This is a genomic window from Paenibacillus sp. MY03, assembly GCF_002165585.1.
GTDB lineage: Bacteria > Bacillota > Bacilli > Paenibacillales > Paenibacillaceae > Pristimantibacillus > Pristimantibacillus agaridevorans.
Map to the genome: position 1 here is coordinate 258,982 of NZ_MXQD01000010.1, position 23,020 is coordinate 282,001.

The following is a 23,020-nucleotide window of genomic DNA, read 5'->3' on the forward strand; positions in this document are numbered from 1 at the left end:
TCTCGGAGCAAGGCGGTGTATGCTTTAGCCTATGCAGGGTCAAGTTGTATGAGGGAAGGTGCCGCATGCCTGATTTTTTGAAATCGCTTACGATTTATCCAAAGCTGGTTTTGTCCTTTTTGCTGGTTATTGTGCCGATTTACATTTCCAGCCTGATGATGAATCGTTCCGGGCAAGACATCGTACAGACGCAAATTTCCGATTCCATGGCGTCCCGTGTACACTTTTATACGGTTTCCCTGGAGACGGAGCTCGCCCGGCTTACTCGTCTAAAGTGGGAATATCTTAATGATGACGATTTGCTGTCGCTTGCCAACACGCCTGAGCGGCTGGACGACTTTGAGCGGACGCAGGCCATTTTGTCCATCAAAAACAAGCTCTATTTGCTAAAAAGCTCAAGTCCGTTCGTAGAAAATGTCACGCTCTATATACCGGCGTTGAACAGAAGCATTAATGCCAACAACTTTGATTATCAGATTACCGAAGGTGAGCTGGAGGCGATTACCGATTCGGAGCGAATGCGATCAGCGTTATTCGGGATACAGGGCCGGCTGCTGATGAGCGGCGCATATCCCGATTCCGTCTACGCGGATCGCGCCCCGGTGTTGGCGATGGAGATCGAATTGTCGCGTGCCGAGATCGTTCGGACGTTGTCCAGCATGTCGGAGGGCGGGCAGGGAGGAGTGGCCTGGATTGATGCCAGCGGACGATGGCAGGTTTCGACAAATACCGATAGCGAGCTGCTGGAGCTGCTGGCGGACGGCCTGGGATCGTATGAAGGCAACGAATGGCCGCAAAGAGGGCAACTTCAAATGGTTTCCGGCGGTGTAGCCTATTTCACGGCGCATGAGTATTCACCGGCGCTGGGGGCGACGCTTGCTGTGTTTACCCCGGCGAAGACGGTCATGCAGCCGCTCAGCGAACATCGCAACTGGATCGGGATTGTATCGGTGATCGCCTTGCTGCTTGTCATTGTGTTCTCCTATTGGATTCATCAACTGATACACAAACCGATCAAAAGGTTGATCGGATCATTCCGCAAAGTCGAGAAAGGCGATCTCGGCGTGAGAGTCTATCACGTCAACCGGGATGAATTTCATTACGTATACAATCAGTTCAACGCGATGCTGGGCCAGATTCAATCGCTGATTCACGAGGTGTACGAGCAGCGGATTCGTTCCCAGCAGTCCGAGCTTAAGCAGTTGCAATCGCAAATCAATCCGCATTTTTTTTATAACAGCTTTTTTATTTTGCAGGGTCTGGTGCAGATGAGGGAACATGATTTGGCGGATAAAATGTTTCATCATCTCGGCAGTTACTTTCAGTTTATTACGAGGAGCGGCGCGGAGAACGTCACGCTTGCTTCGGAAATGAAACATGCCCGGGCTTATGTGGAAATTCAAAAAATAAGATTCTCCGACACGGTGCTCGTCGAGCTGGAGGATGTGCCCATTGCCTGGGAGTCGGTCATGGTGCCGCGATTGATTGTCCAGCCTTTAATCGAAAATGCCTACCAGTACGGCCTGGAGAACAAACAAGCCGACGGCCTTCTGACTCTTCGTTTCCGGGAAGTCGAAGGAAATCGGCTCATGATCGAAGTGGATGATAATGGAGAAGAGCTGGGTGACAGCCGGCTGGAAGAAATGCGCAAAGCAATTGCCGCCGCCGATCGAGCGATGGAGACCACAGGCCTATTGAACGTGCATCGCAGACTGCAATTGAAATTCGGCGAGGATTGCGGTTTGCAGGTTTCGAGGAGCGAGCTTGGAGGGTTTCAAGCGCGATTGACGATTCGAAGAGAAGAAGGTGAAGAGTGATGATCAGATTGCTTATTGTCGATAATGAACGGCTCATTGTAGAAAGTCTGCTGGATCTGTTCAGGCAGTCGGACGAGCTTGAAATCGAGGCTTTTGGCGTTTATTCGGGACAAGAAGCGCTTGAAATGCTGGAGAGAATGAAGTTTGATATCGTGTTGTCCGACATTCGTATGCCTGGTTTGGATGGATTGGAGCTTCAGAAAGAAATAGTCAGGCAATGGCCCTGGTGTAAAATCATTTTTCTGAGCGGTTACGATGAATTTCAATATATTCAGCAGGTCATGCGCAATGGCGGAGTCGAGTATCTGCTCAAGATGGAGGGGCCGGACGCCATCCTTCGCGCTGTAGAGAAGGCTTCCGCACAATTGTATGCGGCTGGGGAATCCAAAGCGTTTATTCAGAGAGCGGAAAACCAGATGCGTATGGCAAGACCGCTTTTGATCAATGATTATTTGCTTGAGGTTTTGCAAGGAGACAGGCAATCGCTTCGCGGCATGCCGGACAAGTTTGCGCAATGGGAGTGCCCGCTTGACGCCCGGCAAGACGTGCTGCTGGTTATGGGGCGCGTGGATGACTGGCGCGACAAGCTTGGCGTATCCGACCGGGAGCTGATGTTGTATGCGATCCAGAACATAGCGGAGGAGTTATGGACGGCGTCGGCCAGATGCCTGACCGTAAGATTCGAGAGAAACAAACTGCTATGGTTATTGCAACCTTCGGGAGAGAACGACATTTCCATTGAATCGGCACTGCGTCATATGCACAGAACGATGGAGACCGTACAGATTTCCTGTCGGCAGACGCTTAAGCTTAGCGTATCGCTGGCGGCAAGCGCGTCATTTCTTCCATGGGATCAGGTTGCGGAGCAGTTCAGCGCTTTGACGCAATTGCTTGGCCGAGGGCTTGGCATGGGCAAAGAATTAATATTGCTCGATGACCGCCGCGCAAGGATGGACAAGGTAGAGGTGCAATTCCATCAGGTACGCAGTCAGCTTGGCAAGCTGCCGGCAATGGCGGCTTATTTGGAAAATGGTCAGAAAGAGCATTTTATGATCGAATTCGATAAATTGGCGGCATTGCCTGCCGCTGCCAATCAGGACGATACGTTGAAGCTGGAAATCTACTACTCCACGGCAACGCTGTTTCTATCCTACATGAATCGTTGGGAGCTGCATAAAGTAATCGGGCGTATGATCGATTTGGCCAAATTGGTTAAATATGATGCCCACAGTTCCTGGCACGAAGCGTTAAGTTATTTGTCGCAATTGGCCGAATGCCTGTTCGAGCAGAAGCACAACGACCATATCTACAGTGAAGACGACCTCGTCAAACATATTCGGCTTTACGTGGAGCATAATTTGGCAGGCGATTTGTCATTGACGCGAATCGGCGAAGTTGTGGGCTACAACCCCTATTACTTGACCAAGCTTTACCGGCGAATCACAAATGAAGCGTTGACCGACTTTATCGCGTCAGTCAGATTGGCCAAAGCCCGGAAGCTGCTGGAGCAAGGGGACGTCATCGTGCAGGATATTTCGAAATCGATTGGATTTATGACGGAACATTCCTTTTACCGCTTTTTCAAGAAGGCTACGGGACTGACGCCTCAGGAATATCGGGAACGGCAAAGCGTATCCAAAAAGGATAATGAAAAATGAAAAATGGCAAGTAGAGCGGCCGGGCAAAACAATTTTATAATAAATTCGGGCAGCACGGGCCGCGCATCTGTATATCCACATGTCAGAGGTGATGGAAATGAATATAAAATGTTTCTCCGTGCTGGCAGCCTGCATCGCGGTGTCGCTGCTGCTGACAGCCTGCGACAAAGCGACGAATACTGACACAGGCAACACAATAGGGAACAGAGGGAACGCGACGAAGGAGGAGCAATCCGCTGTGGACGAGGAGGCCGCTGTCAGTGCCAACCCCTTCGAGAAATACGATCCGCCGGTCAAGGTTCGTGTTGCGCGTTCGGTTGATCAGACCTGGACTTACCCGGAAGGCGACAGCATCGACAACAACATTTGGTATCGGGAATATGAAAGCTTGCTTGGCATCCAGGTTGTGCATGACTGGACTGCGTTATTAGGGGAATACAACCGCAGGCTGAACGTAGCGATTGCCTCCGGAGATTTGCCGGATGTATTCTCGGTATCATCGAGTCAACTCAAGCAGCTTGCAGACGGCGGACAATTGGAGGATCTGACGGACGCTTACGAGAAATACGCCTCCGATCATACGAAGAAGCTGCAGATGGGCGATGGAGGAGCGGCGCTCGCTTCGGCGACGTTTAATGGCAAGCTGCTTGCCATTCCGGTTGTAAATGCTCCGATCTATGAGTCGAATCTGCTGTGGGTGCGGACGGATTGGCTGGATAAGCTGGGTTTGCCCGAGCCGGAGACGCTGGATGATGTACTCGAAATCGCCAAAGCATTTACAGAACGGGACCCCGATGGAAACCAGAAGCAGGATACATACGGACTTGGGGTCGGCAATTATTTGTACGGTCCGATTGTATCGACGACCGGTTTTTTTAATGCTTACCATGCTTATCCCCAAATATGGCTTAAAGCTGCAACCGGAGAAATTGTATACGGTTCGGTTCAGCCGGAAATGAAGGATGCGCTGGCCAAGCTGCGCGAGATGTACAGGGACGGTCAGCTTGATCGCGACTTCGGCGTCAAAGACAGCAATAAAGTGGCGGAGGACATCGCCGCTAACCGAATTGGCATGGCTTTTGGCGCGAACTGGAATCCCTATGTGTTTATCGACGCCGTAAAAAAAAATCCGGACATGGAGTGGAAGCCGTACCCGGTTCCATCCGTGGACGGAACGCCGACCAGAGCCAGCGCAAGCTTTTCCGCAAGCGGTTATATCGTTGTGCGCAAAGGTTTTGCGCATCCCGAAGCAGTCGTCAAGATGCTCAACTTGCACGAGGAGGTTGTTCACGGTTCGCGGAGAGACGAAGGCGAGTTTATTACGGTGGAAGAGAACGGCGAGCGAATCAATACATCCCGTTTGTCCCTTGTGCAATCCGGCGTGTCCAATGAAGGCGTGCTGGAATCGTTGGAGCTGCTGCGGCGCGCTATAGAAAACGAGGATGAAAGCTTGCTTGGGGATACGCTGACGGAGAGCGACAAATACGGGCCTACCGTAAACTACTTGAAGACCGGCAGCATCGATAGCTGGGCGGTGGCGCATCAATATTTCGGATTTGTGACGACGATGGATCATTATACGGGCGATCGTCTGCTCATGACGGCTTTTGGCGGACAGACGCCAACGATGATCGACAAGTGGGCAACGCTTGACAAGATGGAAAGGGAAACTTTTGCAAAAATCATTATGGGCGCCGCATCCATCGATGAATTCGATGTGTTTGTTTCAGACTGGCATAAGCTTGGCGGGGAAACGATCTTGCATGAAATTAATGATTGGTTATCGGCTCAGCAATAAGAGGAAGGAAGGGCCGATCAAGAGGCGAAAGGGGTCGTGTTATGAGAGCGGCAAGCAAAAAAATGTGGCTGGCCGGCCTGGCTGTATTGCTTCTGTGTCAATGGGCTCCGGGCAGGGCTGCGGCTGAAGGCCAGCGTGTCGGATTTAATTCCGCAACGGGCAACATTGATTTTACTTACGGAAACGCCCAATTGGCTTATGGTGAAAACGGCGAGCTGACCGGCATTCGTCATCTTTCCCTCGATGGATTGTGGAATAACGTCGCTGACTCCGTCGTGACGGGCAAAAAAGGGCATGCCACTGTTGAGCACGAATGGGGCGACGGCTCTGCGAAAGCCGAATTGGAGACGACGGTGGCCCGCAAATATGACGGAACGCTGACGATTAGCCAGTATGCAGAGTCCGCGGCGGAGGGAATTTCGGGCATCCAATGGGGATTAATCGTGCCGGATACCAATGATCTCATCCTTCCCGTTCTTGGGGGCATTCGCTTGACGGCGGAATCTCCCGATGCCGCTTACGGGTTCCGCCAATTTGCCTATCCGGATGTCTGGGAAGCGCAAATGCTGTTGATTCAAGGCGAGGGCGGAGGCATGCTTGTGCATGCCAATGACGATGCCATGTTTTTCAAAACCTTGCATGTCAAACATGAGAATGGCTATTTCTATATCGGATTGGAAACGCATACACCGGCGCCGTTCCAGCAGACCAAAACGGCAGTGTCCACCGACTGGCGGCTGAAAGCTTATGCCGGGGATTGGACCAACGGAGCGCTGATGTACCGCGAGTGGGCGGATCAAACCTTCCGTTTGTCCGAGCTTTCCGCGCTGGAGCCGGAATGGGCCGACGATATTCGCTTTACTGTGCTGACCGATCTGGAAGATCCGGATCTGCTGGATCAGTTGGCCCAGAAGGTAAAAGCGGATCAGACTTTGTTGGTGGTGCCCGGATGGCGCGAGGACCCCTATGACGTCAACTTCCCGAATTACGAGCCCAAGGGAGATATAGCAGATAAGGTGCAAGCGGCGCAGGCGCTTGGTTTCAAGGTTATGCTGTATGTAAATATATTCGGCGTGTCGCTCGACAACCCGGCATATGCGGCCTTGCAAGCCTATCAGGTCAAGGACCCCTATACGCTGACGCCGAAGAAATGGGAGTATTCGGCGGGTTCGGAGCAGATTGCGTTTGCCGTCATCAATCCGGCGGCGGAAGCCTGGCGCGAGATGTTTGTGGACAAGATGGCGGATCTGGTGGATGAAGTCGGTCCCGACGCCATTCATTTGGACCAATCCCTGCTTATGTACAATGACGCGAACGGTCTTATTGATGGCAAAAATATGATGCAAGGCAATCTCGCGCTGCATCGCGAGCTGCGGCAGGCGCTCCCGGCGCATATCGCATTGGGCGGAGAAAGCCTGAATGAAATTACAACGCGCTACGAGTCCTTTGCCCAACGGCATGCGTATGGCATCTTTTCCGGTACGGGCACTTGGGACAACAGCAAGATCGATCAGGTCGTCCCTGCAAGCTCAGCCATCTTTGCGCCGTATACGACGATTTACGGACATCCCGATCATGCCAATCCGATGACGGAGGAGTATTATATGGCCTGGCATAAAGTGGTTCAGAACAGGCTGGGGGCTATTCCGATGTTATCAAGACCCAACTACGGGCAGGTGGCGAATCCGACTCCGCTCATGGAGCAGTTGTTCGCGGAGGCCAATTGGTATCAGGATGCAAGGCCTGAAGCGAGCTTTACAGGCTGGACGGGCAGTACGCTGTTTGCCTTCCGTACAGAGGACGGTAAGACTGCGCAATATGTGAGAGATTCTTTTGGCGAGAAACTGCATGTTCGTTCATCGGGTTTCCCGTGGCAAGGGACCAATATTGTACGTTATTTATACGGTTCTGCAGCCTATGAACTGTCGGGAACCATTCCGGGCTGGCGTTTGTATGACGATACGAGACTGTACGGGCTAAACCCCGGTCAAACGTATCTGTACAACAGCGAACCTCGCGATTTGAACGCTTTTCATATTTATGACTGGCCGGAGAATGTAAGCCTCAAGCGATTGGCGCTCCGGACAAACCATGCCGTGATTCGTATGGAGGACCTGCTTCAGGGGAGCGAAATCAACTTCCTGAACTATTCCGGACCGATCCGCGCAGGCGAAACGATGGGCGATGACACCATCCATCAGACCGATGCGTCCTTCTCCTCCACGAACGGCTTTTCCTATGCATTTGCGGGAGGCGGCACGGTGCAGCATTGGGGAGATCGCATGCTGGCTCATCCGCCTTATATGGGACAGTGGCAAGAAGGCCACACCTGGCTGGAGTTCGATGTGGACATTCCGGCCGATGTGGCGGCAAGCTTCCGGGTCGGCGTACAACTCGGATCCGAGCAAAATGTGTTGCACAGCGACGGAGTGACGTTTAAGGCTCTCGCTTGGGAAAAGACGGCTGAACCCGAGACGCGCGTCGTTCTGAGCGAAGAGCAATTCAGCAGAAGCGCAACTGCAGCCCCTATGGAGCTTGATCTGTCTGCATTCGCCGGCACGACCGTAACCGTCAGGCTGGAGACGCATCCGGGAGCAACCGTTGATAATGATTCCGCCGTATGGGTGGAGCCCCGAGTTGTGCTGGAGCCGGCTGGCGAACAAGCGCGAATGGTAGAGCTGGAGATCGTGAGCCCTCAGGCAGTGGCGGAAATAAAATCGGTGTCAGGCCAAGCGGGGCTCTCCGACCTGGGCAGCGGCAAATTCGCGATAACGGCGCCGGCATCGGATACGGTCTATCTGATTTATGACACCTTGACGCCGGCGGTGCTTCCGTTTTCGCTGGATAGCGCTCCATTCGACACAAGTCTGTGGTTCGACAATGGCATCGAAGGATTGGCGCAGGCTCCCTTCGGAGGGTTTGCAGGAACCGGCTCCGTCAACAATGTTACGAAGCAGGGACTGGACGCGCATCCGCCTCAGCGAGGTCAGACGCATGTGGAATACGCCCTACGATTGCCCGTCGGTACAGATTCGGCGCTCACCGGGTTTGCCGGGATCAAGGATGGAGCGGACGACTCCGGAGGCGTCGGATTCCGTATTGCGGTAAACGGGAACATCGTATGGTCGGAAGACATAATGCCGGGCGCGGCTTGGGAGCCGTTCCATATTTCTTTGGCCGATTATGCAGGTGAGAGTGTCGTTCTGACCTTGATTACGGACTCCTTGGGCGACTACGGTTATGACTGGGCATTCTGGGGCGAGCCGAAGCTAATTGCCGACTAATTCGTCAATACGAATGAGGAAGTGGCCGATGCCCACCGTTGAAGCCTTGCCCCAGACAGTCGCGTAGTACAGGATTAAGCATTTCGGCTCGCCCAGCGGGCCGAATTACCGAACTGGGGACGGCGGGCCGCGATTGCGGCTCGCCGTTATTTGCGTGGAGCAAGGCGCCGGCAAGGCAGGGGGAGCCTCGACCTTCACCTTTTACGCTAGGATTTTCGGCTTTCGGGGGCGTATAATGGACTTGGAAATTCACTAAGCGGCAAGGAAGAAGGAGCTGAGGACATGGACACGAGCGTGAACCTGATCTACGCATTTCGATCCATCACACATCTTACTGTCAGCCGCGAGCCCATTCAGCGGAAATTGCAGTCGCGTTTTCCCTGGATGCTGTTGGGCATCGCCGGCTCGGGACATGTCCACGCGAGCGCCGAAGGGGATGCCTTTACGAGGTTGGTGCCAGGCAGTGCGCTTGTTGGCGCTGCGGGATCGGCTTCGGAGGGGATCGTCTTGCAGCCGGAGCTTTCGAAAGGCGAGTGGAAGCTTTATTGGATGGAGTTTCTGGAGCTTGAAATCCATGAGAATGCAAACGTGCTGACGAGTTTAAGCGCCGTAAGTCACATGTCGTCTGAGGGGGCCTCCTGGCTGCCGGAAGGCGAGATTGTTTTTGCCGCTCAAGCCGACGAGCTTGCGCCTCTGGCCGAACGGCTCTATTACGCCATGCATATGCAGGCGGACAATCCGCAGCAGATCCTTGTCGCCCACATGCTCGTGCAGCAAATGATGGTGTGGTGGCATGGCGAGGGCATGCGCCGCAACGCCTCCATTGTGCAGCCGACGACGGAGCAATCCGTTATGAGCGTTGCGCATTATATGGAGGATCACTACGGGGAGCCTTTGACGAGAGAGCAGCTCGCTCGCATGGCAGGCGTGGCCGACGCCTATTTCTCCATCCTTTTCAAAAAAATGATTGGTGTTCAGCCCTCCGTCTATTTGGAGCGTCTGCGTGCGCATCGGGCAGCGGAGCTGCTTCTACTGGGCAGGGAGAATAGAGGCGATCTGACGGAAGTGGCTCTTGCATCGGGATTTCGCGACTCCTGGTACATGAGTAAACGTTTTAAGGGATTAATGGGAGTCGGTCCTTCGCTGTTCCGTACGTCCTTCGTACCGGAGAGGATCGCCTCGCTGCAGTATCCGTACACGCATCATCTGCTGGCGCTGGGCGTCATGCCGGTCGCGGCCCGATTTGGACAGGGAATGGATGCGCCATCGCCCGACGTTCGCAAAGAAACCAATGGGTTTCCGGCGCTGCTCTCCATCGAAGGACAGCGACAGCTGCTCTCCGACAGTCGTCCACAGCTTATTTTGACGTACGATACGGAGGACAAGGGGGCCAGATGGAGAGGCGTTGCGCCTGTCATCTATATCCCTTGGCTGGGAACGGATTGGCGGGGGCATCTGCGCGCGATCGGCTCTTTGCTTCTGCGGGAGCAAGCGGCGGAAGCTTTGATTAAGAGGCTTGACGGCATTGCGGGTGAGGTGCGACGGCAAATCAGCGGGAAGTACGCGCCCGGGACGATGGTCAGCGTGTTCAAGCTCGAGAACAACCGTTGTTATTTGTACGGGGTACGTGATGTGGGATGTATTTTCTACGAGATGCTGGGGTTCGAGCCACCCGCCCAAATAAAGAACAAATTAACCGGGGAGCCGAACTTGCATAGCATGGAGATTTCGATGCGCCAAATGGCGGAATGCGCGGGCGACGTCAATGTCGTTATTCTGTCGCCGGACAGCGATCAACACAGCCATCTCCTGCAAACCAACGAACATTGGCGATCATTCGAGGTGGCGTCATCCCATCGTCTCATCTATCTGGATTATCGGGACTGGCTACACTACGATCCCATTTATATAGAAGCGCAGTTGAAAAAAATTCCGGATATTTTAGGTGTAAGCTCATTGTAGTTAACAATATGACCAGTAACCTCTAATAATACGCTCTAGCAGCCTGCTGCTCGCGTCCCTATAATAATGATTATCATTATCCATAGTGACTAACAGGGGGAAGAAGAAAATGAAGTTGTATTTGTCCATCATTGTAGCAGCGATGTTGATTATAGGAGGCTGCGGAGGAAATGGCAATGCGCCGGCCAATGGAGACAAGGCCGCGACGGGATCGGCGGCAAGCCCAAGTCCGACTGCCTCGGCGGAAACAAAACCCGAAGTGCGCGTCGTGTCGACCGTAAACGGAGATGTCTCCATACCAGCTCAGCCCGAGCGGATTGCGGCTACCTATTATGTAGGCGAACTTGCCGCTCTTGGCATTAAGCCTGCGGGCACGTCTACTCGACTGCTGCCCGATCAAAGCCCGAATTTGAGCGAATTTACGTCGGGATCGGCGGATATTGGACAATTCCCTCCCAACAAGGAAGCCATCGTAGCGCTGGAACCGGATCTGATCCTTGCTACCGACTTCGATGAAGTGGATTATGTCGATTATTCCAAAATCGCGCCAACGGTCATCATTCCATGGAGCGCCGACGATGTATGGGCAAAGCTTCGCGCAGTAGCCGAACTGCTGGACAAGAAAGAAGAGGCGGAAGTCTATATTAGCGGCTACGAAGAGAAGGCAATCGCTGCAAGAGAAGCTGTGAAGGGGCATGTCGCGGAGGGAGAGACGGTATCCGTTATCCGATTCTTCGGCAGCTCCATCCGGGTGTATGGCGGACGCGACGTAGGGCATGCCTTCTATGAGGGGCTGAAGCTCGGAATGCCGGCCGCCATTGAGGCGGAAGTGGCCAAAAATCCGAACTTTACGAGCACGGAGGACATCTCTCTGGAAAATATTCCGGATTATTCGGCTGATCGCATCTTCGTCCTGGTTACGGATGAAGAAGGCGACCGGGCGTATAAAGAGGCCCAGAAGCTCGCTATTTGGTCAAACCTGTCCGCCGTGAAGGATGGCAAGGTCTATGAGCTTCCTGCAAAGATATGGTTCAATTACGACCCTATTTCGGTACAAGTGACGCTGGACGAAGCCGTTAAACTGCTGACGGAAGGCGCGAAATCATGAGTTCGGCTAAGAGCGGCCAGACGGTAGACCCAATAACAGGGGATCGCATCGAGCTCTTTGATACAACGATAATAGGCGGTGGCCCTGCGGGCTTGTACGCGGCTTTCTACAGCGGTATGCGGGATATGAAAACAAAGCTTATCGAAGCGCAGAACGAGCTTGGAGGCAGAATGCTTATTTATCCGGAAAAAATGATCTGGGACGTCGGAGGCGTCACGCCCGTACGCTGCTCTGAGCTCATCGAGAAGCTGATTCAACAAGCGAATACGTTCCAGCCTGATATCGTGTTAGGACAGCAGATCGCGTATTTGGAGCATTTGGACGACGGAACAATGATGCTTACGACGACGAGCGGCGAGCGGCATTGGACGCGCACGGTCATTCTAGCGGTAGGGTATGGCGTGCCTAGCCCGGCTAAGCTCGAGGTAGAAGGTGCCGAACGGTTCGAAATAACGAACCTTTATTATACGGTCATGAACTTGGAGAGCTTTCGGGGCAAGCGGGTGCTGTTATCCGGAGGCAGCGACACGGCGGTGGATTGGGCGATGGAGCTGGAATCCATTGCGGCCAGCATCACGATGGTCCATCGGCGCGAAAAGCTGGGGGGCCATGAGAAAAACGTCCGCCACATTATGGAATCCGACATCACGGTCATGAATCCCTACGTCATCTCCCAGCTCCATGGCGATGGAGACAGCATTCGGGAAGTGACGCTTGCGAAGGCGGATGCGGCAGGCGAGCCTACGGAAGAGAAGGTCAAATTGGAAGTGGATGCCGTGATCATTAACCATGGTCATCCCGCCAATCTAGGACCGATGACCGAGTGGGGGCTTAAGATGGAATGGAGCCAGTTCGTCGCCGGCGAGCGTATGGCTACGAGCATCCCCGGTATCTTCGCGGCTGGCGACTCTGCGACGTATGCCAACAAGCTTCACCTGATCGCGGGAGCGTTTACGGATGCGGCTCTAGCTGTTAACGGCGCCAAGCTGCACATCGAACCCAAGGCTTCTACTATGGCGTATGTCTCTTCTCACAACGGCGTTTTTAACGAAAAGAATAAAGCGCTGATTAACGAATCAAAACGGAAATAGCGGATGTTATGTCCAGCTTTTAAAGCAGGTCCTCGCCAAGGCGGAGGGCCTGTTTTTTTGCAAATAGCACTCATGTATGAGTTTTCGCAGGAGGGCGGCGATAGCCGTTTCATCTTGCGGAGATAAGCTTTTGGTGAAAAAACGACTTTTTGACGTTTTTGGTGGAACCTAACGACGATATCCTGTGTCTAATTGGGTAGAGGTGGTCGGTATGGAGCAGGATTACTGGAGGTTCGTCGAACGATTTTCGCCTGAGGATCTGAACGAGCTGATGCGGCAACACGGCCAGGAAGTATGGAATTATGCGTATTTCCTGACCAAAAGGAAGGATTGGGCGGACGATATTGCGCAGGAGACGTTTCTGAAGGTGTTCCGAAGCCCGAATCGATACCGGGGCGAATCGTCCATGCAGACGTGGCTGTTCGCGATTACGCGGAACTGCGCGTTTAATTATCGGCGATCCGCGTTTCTAAGGCGCGTCATTCCGGTGGGGCAACCCGAACGGCCGGGGAGAGAGCCCTCCGCCGAGGCTGTCGCGATGGGCAACCAGCTGGCAGACGAAATATGGGAGACCGTCATGGCCCTTCCGGCCAAATACCGCGAGCTCCTCGTACTGGATGCCAAATACGAGATGAGCCTCAAGGAGATGGCCGAGCTGACGGGATTGCCGGTCGGAACGGTGAAATCAAGGTTGTCGAGAGCGCGGCGCAAAGCCGCGGAGATGTGGGAAGGAGGCGGCGTCCATGAGCGAGCATAGGCCGGATTGGTATGGACGGATGAAGGCGGGGCCGTTCCGCGAACGCACGTTTACGGAGGAACGCATGAAGGAGATTGGGCGTATGGCGCGGGACGGCGGATGGAGAAGCCGGAGCGGTATGTGGATGTATGCCGCGTCCGGGCTGGCTGTTGCTTCCGTCCTGGCGCTCGTTCTCTTCTTGCAGCCTGTCGGTTGGTTCGGAACGAAGCCTTCTATGACCATGCCGACGGTAACGCCGCAAGCCATTCCCCAGCCGACGGAAGGTCCGAAACCCATGGTCGGCGATTTTTACGCGAAGGGGGAAACGGGTTTGTATACGGCGCCGAATCCTCATACAAAGGAAGCGGCCGTTTTCACGGTAAAGACAGGCGTTCCGCTAAAGGTGCTGGATATTTCGGGCGGATACGCCAAGGTGAACCAGGATGGCAATGCGGGATGGATGAATGCGTGGTATTTGACGAAGGAGAAGGATGAGGCTCCGGTCGATGCCGTCGAACCTTATTTGATGTTTGCCGGGAGCGCGGTGACGATGAGCGTGAATCCGGAGGAGATGGAGCCGTCGGGTCCTGAAGTCGCCCCCGGCAAAGTCGTCAAAGTCGTAAAGGAGTTCCAAGACTGGGTGGGCGTCGATATCGTAACTTATGATCAGCCTTACGGGGGGGAGTTATGGCTGCGGAAGAGCGAATTAATGGATTGGGATCCGGCAATGGCAATGGAAGGCGTTCTGAGGCAAGGAGCTGTGATCAAGGATATAAGCGGCAGAGAGATCGAGGTGCCATGGTTTAACAGCGTGTTTGTCGAAGAGAAGATGGCAAACGGGCGTTATCGGATAAGATCCGAGGATGGCATTACGGGCTTTGTCGATGGGAGGGATTTTGTGCCCAATCCTTTCATTGCGGAGAACGAGAAGCGAAGGCTGCTGTTGTCGGCGATGACGGAGAATTGGCTAATGACCTCCGAGGAAATAAAGGGTTACGAGCGGTACGCGGCAAGTCGCGATGAAAATCTGCTGAGGGGATTGTCCCCGATCCAAATTTTTCGTTATTACGTGCAGGCTCAGTTGAACAGGGACGAGAAATCCGTTTACGCCTTGTTGATTCAAGATGAGGGGCATGGGGTTCCCGACTTTGAAACCTATATGAACGACATTTCGCATGATCCAGGCCTTGCGCAGCGGACGTGGCGGTTGTGGGATAGGCTCATGATGGGTTATCGGTTGGGAGAGGAGGTCGAGTCAGGTCAAGCGACGATTACGATAAGGCCAACGTTCGGCGGGACCGTGGAGGATGTGCGGGGGTTCCAACTACTGCGCAACAAAGCAGGCATCTGGAAGGTCGCTTGGCTGCCGATGCAGTAGAAGGCAAATTCAAATCGGTGCCTCGCTGTAAATAATCTAATACGCTGGGAAAGATGACGGCCATTCTCTCTGCAATATAATAGGAGAATGGCCGTTCCTCCCTGTCAGCCCAAGTTCGGCAGCTCGATATCGACTTCCTTGCCTGCCGCCGAGGAGCGCAGGATGCCGTCGATAATGGCTTGGTTGTACAGAATCTCCGATGCCGGGATCGGAGCGGCGCTTCCGTCGCGCAGGGCGCGGACGAAGTCCTTCACCTTCTCCTCGAACACGTTCAAGTTATGTTCGATGCGCGGAAGCGAAGTCTGCGTATGCTGGCCAAGCAGATCGTGGTACAACGTCATGCTGCCGACCTGTCCGTCCCATACGCCCGACCATGGTCCTTGACCGGCAGGCGTTACTTTAAGCCCCGCATCCGTGCCGAGGAACATGGATGCGCCGAGCGTGTCCATATGCATGGCCCAGGAGATTTTGAACTGGAGCGTCATGCCTCCCTCCAGGCGAATGAAGGCCGCGCCGAAATCCTCGACGTCGAAGCGGCTTGCTTCGGGATGGTACGCGGGATTGGTGCCAAAATAGTTCGAAGTCACCGCCGACACCGTCAGCGGCTTGGGAGAACCAAGCGCCTGCAGCGCGAAGTCGAGCGAGTAACAGCCGATATCCGCCATTGCGCCCGCCCCGGCAAGCTCCTTTCGGATAAAGGTGCCTCCGGGCATCCCTCTTCGGCGTCCGCCGCCAACCTCCACGTAATACACCTTGCCCAGCTTGCCCTCCTGAATGACTTGACGAATCAGCTTCATGTTGGGGTCGTAACGCGGCTGAAAGCCGATCGTCAGCATGTTGCCGGTATCCTGCGATGCTTGCGTCATCTCGATCGCCTCGTCCAGCGTGACGGACATCGGCTTCTCCAGCAGCACATGCTTGCCTGCCCGGAGCGCGTCGAGCGTCGTCTGGTAGTGGGAGACGTTCGGCGTGCAGATGCTGACGCCGTCCAGCTCCAGCTCCAGCAGCCGGCGATGATCCTGAAATGCCTGTGCTTCCGTCAGGCCTGCGGCGTCAAGGAATTGCCGAGCCCTCCCCGGCACGATATCCGCAGCTCCTACGATTTCGACGTTCTCCATATTCTGATAAGCCCGCAGATGTCCTCCGGCGATGCCGCCGCTTCCGATGATGCCGATGCGAATGATTCTGCTCATGTGTTGCATTCATCTCCCTATTCGATAATCGTGACATTACCCTCATCGTATCATTACGGTGAGCGGCGAAGTAGTCGATGATTGCGTCACTCTCCTACTGCAAGTTTGCGACATCGGCATCGCTGTTCACTCTCGAAATTTGATAGAGCTCTGCTCCTGCGTATACAAACGATAGGCCAGACTTAGGCAATAGGGCGCTTTCATCTCCACTCATGTCCAATCGATAGACCGCAGTAGCGCATATAGATAAGAGGACATCGCTTATTTAGCTTGACTAGAGTGGAGGTAGCCAGTTGGAACAATATCAAATTGTGCCCTGGGATGATCTGTCTTCGGACGAATCGATGCGTTCCTTTAACTTGGAACAATACGTGCCGCCCGAAGTGGAGAAGCTCGCGTATGAGGTCATGAAATCTTACGATATGAGCGTCAGCGGAATGACGCTGATAACGTCCAAGCCGGACAAAGGCGGCGCCATCTGGCGGATCGAGACAAACCGCGGACCAAGGAGTCTGAAGGTGCTGCATCGGACGCCGCAGCGAAGTCTGTTCAGCGTCGGCGCGCAGGAGTACGTAGTCAGCAAGGGCGCCAGAGTGCCAGGGATTATTCTCACCAAGGATGGTCGCAATTCCGTTGAAGCCGGAGGGAAGCTGTGGATCGTAACGGACTGGATCGATACGTTGACGCCCGTCATGAAGATCGATCTGGAGGGAGCGCGGACATTGTGCCACGGTCTCGGGGAGTTTCATCAATGGTCAAAGGGTTACGAGCCGCCTGCCGAGGCGGGCAAATCGTCCCGTATTTTCAAGTGGGAGAGCCAGTACCAGAAGATCATGACGAAAATTGGCTGGTTCCGCCATATTGCCAATGCTTATCCCAATACGGAAGCGAGCGGACATCTATTGTCCGTGCTCGATACGTTCGAGGGGCAGGCGCGCGACATCCTCAAGCGGTTCCAGGAATCGGCTTACAAAAGAATGGTCGCGAAAGGCGAGGCTCACTGGGGGCTGGCCCACCAGGATTACGGCTGGTCCAACGGACAGATGGGTCCCGGCGGCATCTGGGTCATCGATCTTGACGGGGTCGCCTTCGACCTCCCTATCCGGGATCTCCGCAAAATCATCACCAGCACCATGGACGATATGGGCGCTTGGGATCTGGAGTGGATCAGGGGAGTCATCGACGCGTATCACTCCGCGAACCCGCTGGATCAAGAAACATTCGAGCTGCTCTGGATCGACATGGCGTTCCCGAATGAATTCTATAAGCACGTCAAAGAGGTTGTGTTTACGCCCGTCGAGTTCATGAACACGGAGTTGAACGCCATTCTCGACCGCGTCGTTGCTACAGAGACGAACAAGTGGGATGTGCTGCGCGAGCTGGAGAAAGACAAAACGAAGTATGCGGCCGGAGATTATCCGGACGTGACGGCTGCGCCGAGCGGGCCGTACCGCTACAAGGATTATGCCAAGGAAGGCGCGGCGCCGATCGTGGAGATACCTGGCTCCAAACGCAAGCGCAAAGACAAGGATAAGGGCGATGCCATTCGTATTGTCCTCAATCCGGACGGGAAGGCGAAGATCATTCCGGGCGGAGAAACACCGCGCAAGCTGTCCAAAAAAGAGGAAAAGAAACTTGCCAAAAAAGAAGAAAAGAAGCTTTCCAAAAAACAGTTAAAGAAGCTGTCCAAAAAAGAGTTAAAGAAGCTATCCAAGAAAGAGGAAAAGAAGTCCTCCAAAAAAGAGTTAAAGAAGCTGTCCAAGAAAGAGCTCCGCAAGCTTCAGCGGTCCGAGCAACTGGCTTCGCAAGAGGGGCTGGCAGTACGCAAGCCGGAAAAGGCCGTATCGCCGTTGCGCCAGCCGGTAAAAGCCGTGGCTCCAGAGCGAGAACGCATGAAACGCTACAAATACAGAACGGAGCCTGCCGCAGTAAAGCCGAAGTCCGGCAAGCCGAGCGCGGGCAGCGGGCAGAAGTCCAGGAGTACCGCCGCTGGGAGCAAGCCGCTTAAGCGTTCTACTTCGACTTCGAAGCCGGGAGCGGCTCTCAAGGAAGGATTAAAGAAGGCGGCGGGCGGAGGCCGTACGAGGCCAGCTTGGAACAAAGGAAAGAAGAAGGTCGGCGTGAAGCTGTATCTCACGGCGTACCGTGACAGTAAGTCGGCAAGGAGGACTGGGCTTGAACATTTTGATGATTTGCACGGAGAAGCTGCCGGTACCGAATATTAGAGGCGGAGCCATTCAGACGTATATCGGCGGTGCAGTCGGACTGCTGAAGGCGCAACACAACATTACGATCATTGGCAGGGACGATCCCGAGCTGGCAAGCGACGAGCGGGTGGACGGCGTACGTTATTTGCGCTTCGAATCAAACGGGGCTTTGGAAACCTATATGAGCAATATGATCCCGTATTTAGCGGCTGGCGGGACTTCCTACGATCTCGTTCATATTTTTAACCGGCCTCGTCTCGTCATGCCTATCTCGAAGATCATGCCGAATGCCCGAATCGTGCTCAGCATGCATAACGACATGTTTAACCCGCACAAGCTGGCCAAGGAGGAAGGCGACGCCGTCGTGGAGCGGGTCGATACGATCATTACGATCAGCAACTACATCGGTGCCGCCATCTGCAAGGACTATCCGCAAGCGGAGTCCAAGATTCGCACGATCTATTCCGGCGTCGATCTGGGCAGATTCGCCCCGTGGAAGCAGTCGAGGGCGGCGCTTCGGGACAGGGAGGATATTCGAGCCCAGCACGGACTTGGCAACAAAAAAGTTATTCTATTCGTCGGTCGGTTGTCGCGCAATAAAGGACCGCATGTACTCGTACGCGCGATGTCCCAGGTCAAACATTCTGATGCCGTGCTTGTCATCGTGGGAGCGGCCTGGTACAGCGATGACCGCATCAGCGATTATATCGCTTATCTTCGAGCAATGGCGGAGACGTCGCCGCTTCCCGTTATGACGACGGGATACGTGCAAGCGAGCGACGTGCATAAGTGGTTCTGCGCGGCGGATATGTTCGTCTGCACATCGATCTGGGAGGAGCCGCTTGCGAGGGTTCACTACGAGGCGATGGCGGCGGGTCTGCCGCTCATCACGACTGCGCGCGGCGGCAATCCGGAGATCATCCGCGGCAATAACGGCGTGATCGTTCAGAATCCGGAGGACCCGGCGGAATACGCGACAAAAATTAACGCGATGCTGTCCAACTTGGGAGAATCCCGGCAGATGGGGCTTAACGGCCGCAAGCTGACGGAGGATAACTTTACCTGGAGTCACGTTGCGGGCAACATTTTGGAGGTATGGAATACCCCTAGACAGGCGCCCGTTGAGCTCGTTACCGAGGAATCCGATTCTGCGGTCGAGCAAGGAGCTCCCGAAGAGGGAGAGGCCGACGATATGGACGGGGCGGATCCTACGGGTGACGAGTCTCTATAGTCACTCCTAGAGGTAGATGTTTTGTCGATAAGAGGCAATCAACTTGGGCACGGCGAGGCTGAAGGCTAGTTATAGGCTCGTAATCAAGCCAGTCAAAAAAAGGACTGCATTCTCTCCGCAGGGAGTGGAACAGTCTTTTTTGCTTTTCCCGGACAGCAGGGCTCTCCGCCCAAGGACGGCACTCGTTAGGCTGCTCAGGGCACAATAGCCCGACCTTTTCGCGCTATTGCTTCGCTCGGAGTTCCTTTATTGGGCCTTGTAGCCCGACCTTTTCGGGCTATTGCGCCAGCTGGGGCTGCTCTGCATGCTGTATTCCGATCAAGTTCATCGTTGAGTACTCCGCTTCTTGGGAAGCAACGCCGAAAGCCCGTTCCGCTAACGGAACGGGCAAATTTTTGAGGACTAGAGGATATAGTTGTAGAATAAGTCCTCCTCTTAAATCCTCCTCTTAAATCCTCCTCTTAAATCCTCCTCTTAAATCCTCCTCTTAATCGTCCTCTTAATCGTCCTCTTCTTCATCCTCTTCGTCATCCAAATAATCATCCAAATCGTAATCTACATCGTCGTCCTCATCATCGTCGCCTTCTTCGCCGTCGCGCTCATCCTCATCGACCTCGAACGTGACTTCTGCGACCGAGTCCCACTTGATCGATTCGAGCAGCCGTTTGGCGGCTTTGCTGGACAGCTCCTGTCCCTCCAGATTCATTACTTTCTTGCTGCCGTCCTCGTAAACGAGACTCATGCTGATCACCGTGTTCTCCTGGAGCACTTCTTTGCTTTGTTTCTTTAAGCTGGACAACTTATCACTCCTCCGTCCGGTACATTATTGGCCCTCCGTATATTGTATAAGAGGCGAAGGCTGTTGGATTGGGTTAATGAGACAGGTTATTCGTCGATTTTCTCGAAATAGAAGAAAGCATTAAAAAACGTATTGACTCTCACGTTACGTGATACTTTAGAGTAAGGGTTGAAAGGAGGCCGAAGCGCCATGAAGGTAAAAGAGGTTGCGGATCTGACCGGGATCAGCGTGCGCACGCTGCATCATTACGATGAGATCGGATTGTTAGTTCCCGACGGGACCACGGAGGCGGGGTATCGCGACTATTCGGAGCGAAATCTTGAGCTTCTGCAACAAATTTTATTTTTTCGGGAGCTTGGGTTTTCTTTGAAAAAAATCAAGGAAATCGTCACAAGCAAATCGTTCGACCGGCTGGAAGCGCTGGAGCGGCATCGGGAGATGCTGAACGAGAAGCGAAGCCAGCTGGAGCAATTGCTCCGAACGGTGGAGCAGACGATCAGACACGCGAAGGGAGAGGTAACCATGACAAACGAAGAAAAATTCAAAGGCTTCGATTTCGGCAGCAACCCATACGAACAAGAGGCAAGAGAGCGCTGGGGCGACAAGGCCGTCGACGAATCGAACGCGAAGATGGAGAAGCTGAAGCAGGATGGCAAAATGCAGGCTTTCCAAGACGAGATGAACGAATTGTACAGGAAGCTGGCGTCCGTCCGCCATGACGATCCGTCATCGGAGGCGTCGCAAGAGGCGATCGGCCAATGGTTCACGCTGCTGAACCAAATGGGCTCGTATTCGCTGGAGGCGTTCAAAGGTCTCGGGCAGATGTATGTTGATGACGCACGATTCACGCGTAATATCGACCAGTTCGGAGAAGGTCTCGCCCTGTTCATGCGGGACGCGATGGCATATTACTCAGACAGCCGGCTTGGCTAAAATGCGGCGAACGGAAGAATAGAGGTAGCCGAGGCTCTTGGAGCCCGGCTGTCTCTTCTCGGATGAAAGGATAGCATAAGTTTTCTCATGCTTGACCTATCCTTTTCGAGATGGAACCCGCGGTCTTTCCCGAGGGCATCGAAGCCAGTTCACCTTGGGCATTCTTCCGATAGTAACATTGTGTGGTTGCACGACCTTATGGGAGTGGAGACCATTGGTATGCCTAATCTATAAATAAAGGGAAAAGCTCAGACTGTTGAATAACCTCATTTATGCGGCAGGGGTTTGAGTTACGGAACGACATTTGGTGTTAATTGGTAAAAATAGCGCGTGTCCATGTTGTAGACCGCCAACGTGCGCCTCCTTTCGAGCCAGATGCCGTGCAATTTTCTTCAGATTTTGGGAAATTGCCGTCATCAAAGACTGCTCCCGCATTTTGTTTATCCCGCGGAGCCTGCTTCGACGATAGCCATGAAGATTTTTTGCATCTGCAAAGCTTCGCTCAATCGTTTGGGCACGAAGTCTATACAGTGCTTCACCTTCTGGGCTTTTGCGGTTAATCATCACTTGTTCTTTATGCTCTTCCCAAATATGACGCTGAATCTTACGTTGCTTATTTTCGGCCTGCGTGCACTGTGGCAACATCGGACATGAAGCACAACTATTGGGGGCGGAAACGTATTCCCGGTAACCTGCACGATTCGTGGTGTAGTAGCTCAGTTGTTGTCGGGCTGGACAAATGTAAACATCTTGTTCCGAATCGTAGATGAAGTCACTCTTTGCCAATAGTCCCGGTGTGCTGCTTGCCTGTCGATAGTTGATGACCGGGAAAATATTCATCTCCAATGTTTTTTTGCAAATGTAGGGCGTCATATAGCCGGAGTCCAGTAACACGGCCTCTAATGTTGTATCAAAACCAAAGGTTTGGATTTGGCGTTGCAGTCGCTCGAGATAGACGGTGGAATCGTTCACGTTGCCAGATGTCACATGAACGTCTGTGATGATATTGAATTTGTGATCCACGGTGCGATGGTCGAGATAATGGAACCCTTCTGGCTTATTGCGGCGATTCATAAAACCACAATCCGGATCTGTTGTACTGACTTTATGTTTGGTGACTTCCACCTCCTCTTTCGGAGCTAAAGGCTTTTTTTCGTGAAGTTCTCGATCCTCGTTCACGGCTTGATGAAGTTCTTCCAGATACTCGTGAGGCGTCTTCTCGATGACCTGCACGGTATAGGCGTTATTGTTGGCATCGGCTCGAACATGCGTCGAATCGGTAATGAGTACGCGGCCTGCCACCATGTGGTGTTGCATCGCTAAACGCACAACTTCTTCAAAAATCTCCTGAAACAGGTTCGTTCCCGCAAAACGGTTGTTTCGGTTAAAACTGATCGTTGAATGGTCGGGTACCTTGTCTACGAAACGCAGTCCCAAAAACCAGCGGTACGCCGCATTAGGAAAGATCTCTTTTTCTAATTGGCGCTCAGAACGAATATTGAAGAGGTAACCAATGAGCATCATTTTGAACAGGACGATGGGATCGATAGGTGGTCTTCCCGTTGTTGCTGTGTAATAGGGACGCGTTAACTCGGTAATAAAGGAGAAATCGACATGGTCGTGAATGACTCGAAGAAGATGATCTTGAGGCACCAATTGTTCCACACAAACCAGTTCCATTTGATAATCGGTTGAAGAGTCTGACTTATTGGTGTTCCGCACGATAACCACACCTTTCGAGTACAATTTATCACCTATATTATAACAAATTAACGCGTTAATTTGATGAACGATTTAAAGATTGGTGGGTTTCTCAACAGTCTGA

The 23,020-nt window shown here is 53.4% G+C and carries 14 protein-coding genes and 1 pseudogene; 12 read left to right on the plus strand and 3 right to left on the minus strand.

Annotated elements, in window-relative coordinates; all coding sequences use genetic code 11:
- The first annotated feature begins 65 nt into the window (after nt 1-65).
- The 9 genes from B1748_RS12640 (at nt 66) to B1748_RS12680 (ending at nt 14,832) form a co-directional block, all read left to right on the plus strand.
- On the plus strand, nt 66-1,817 hold the full coding sequence (locus B1748_RS12640) for a sensor histidine kinase (protein WP_087568268.1): 1,752 nt from the start codon (nt 66-68) through the stop codon (nt 1,815-1,817).
- Nucleotides 1,817-3,475: a response regulator transcription factor gene (locus B1748_RS37810; protein WP_087568269.1), complete on the plus strand. Its 1,659-nt coding sequence runs from the start codon at nt 1,817-1,819 to the stop codon at nt 3,473-3,475. Before B1748_RS12640 ends, B1748_RS37810 begins: the two co-directional genes overlap by 1 nt.
- Nucleotides 3,476-3,572: 97 nt before the next feature.
- Nucleotides 3,573-5,273, plus strand: coding sequence for an extracellular solute-binding protein (locus tag B1748_RS12650; RefSeq protein WP_179215559.1), 1,701 nt, complete (start codon nt 3,573-3,575; stop codon nt 5,271-5,273).
- A gap of 41 nt (nt 5,274-5,314) precedes the next feature.
- Entirely contained in the window at nt 5,315-8,557 is a 3,243-nt protein-coding gene (locus tag B1748_RS12655; RefSeq protein WP_087568271.1) for a DUF6259 domain-containing protein, read from the plus strand.
- 282 nt (nt 8,558-8,839) lie between these two features.
- Nucleotides 8,840-10,519 (plus strand): helix-turn-helix domain-containing protein, encoded by a 1,680-nt coding sequence (locus B1748_RS12660; protein WP_087568272.1) that lies wholly within the window; start codon nt 8,840-8,842, stop codon nt 10,517-10,519.
- A gap of 109 nt (nt 10,520-10,628) precedes the next feature.
- Complete coding sequence (locus tag B1748_RS12665) at nt 10,629-11,627, plus strand: ABC transporter substrate-binding protein (RefSeq protein WP_087568273.1); 999 nt, start codon at nt 10,629-10,631, stop codon at nt 11,625-11,627.
- Entirely contained in the window at nt 11,624-12,718 is a 1,095-nt protein-coding gene (locus B1748_RS12670; protein ID WP_087568274.1) for an NAD(P)/FAD-dependent oxidoreductase, read from the plus strand. Before B1748_RS12665 ends, B1748_RS12670 begins: the two co-directional genes overlap by 4 nt.
- 211 nt (nt 12,719-12,929) lie before the next feature.
- Nucleotides 12,930-13,475, plus strand: a complete 546-nt coding sequence (locus tag B1748_RS12675; RefSeq protein ID WP_256975639.1) for an RNA polymerase sigma factor — start codon at nt 12,930-12,932, stop codon at nt 13,473-13,475.
- Nucleotides 13,462-14,832 (plus strand): SH3 domain-containing protein, encoded by a 1,371-nt coding sequence (locus B1748_RS12680; protein ID WP_087568275.1) that lies wholly within the window; start codon nt 13,462-13,464, stop codon nt 14,830-14,832. The genes B1748_RS12675 and B1748_RS12680 overlap by 14 nt, the downstream gene beginning before the upstream one ends.
- 104 nt (nt 14,833-14,936) lie before the next feature.
- Here B1748_RS12680 and B1748_RS12685 read toward each other — a convergent pair whose 3' ends face one another.
- Nucleotides 14,937-16,025: a Gfo/Idh/MocA family protein gene (locus tag B1748_RS12685; RefSeq protein WP_087568276.1), complete on the minus strand. Its 1,089-nt coding sequence runs from the start codon at nt 16,023-16,025 to the stop codon at nt 14,937-14,939.
- A 293-nt stretch (nt 16,026-16,318) separates the two neighbouring features.
- Here B1748_RS12685 and B1748_RS12690 point away from each other — a divergent pair, with 293 nt between their 5' ends.
- Both B1748_RS12690 and B1748_RS12695 read left to right on the plus strand, forming a co-directional pair.
- Nucleotides 16,319-18,250, plus strand: coding sequence for a CotS family spore coat protein (locus B1748_RS12690; RefSeq protein WP_256975640.1), 1,932 nt, complete (start codon nt 16,319-16,321; stop codon nt 18,248-18,250).
- Nucleotides 18,201-19,463 (plus strand): glycosyltransferase family 4 protein, encoded by a 1,263-nt coding sequence (locus B1748_RS12695; RefSeq protein ID WP_087568277.1) that lies wholly within the window; start codon nt 18,201-18,203, stop codon nt 19,461-19,463. The genes B1748_RS12690 and B1748_RS12695 overlap by 50 nt, the downstream gene beginning before the upstream one ends.
- 499 nt (nt 19,464-19,962) lie before the next feature.
- Here the strand turns inward: B1748_RS12695 and B1748_RS36830 are convergent, their stop codons facing one another.
- Nucleotides 19,963-20,262, minus strand: coding sequence for a hypothetical protein (locus B1748_RS36830; protein WP_087568278.1), 300 nt, complete (start codon nt 20,260-20,262; stop codon nt 19,963-19,965).
- A 189-nt stretch (nt 20,263-20,451) separates the two neighbouring features.
- Here B1748_RS36830 and B1748_RS12705 point away from each other — a divergent pair, with 189 nt between their 5' ends.
- Nucleotides 20,452-21,195 (plus strand): MerR family transcriptional regulator, encoded by a 744-nt coding sequence (locus tag B1748_RS12705; RefSeq protein ID WP_087568279.1) that lies wholly within the window; start codon nt 20,452-20,454, stop codon nt 21,193-21,195.
- A 363-nt stretch (nt 21,196-21,558) separates the two neighbouring features.
- Here B1748_RS12705 and B1748_RS12710 read toward each other — a convergent pair.
- Nucleotides 21,559-22,875, minus strand: a pseudogene (locus B1748_RS12710) (IS1182 family transposase); the annotation flags it as partial.
- Nucleotides 22,876-23,020 lie beyond the last annotated feature (145 nt).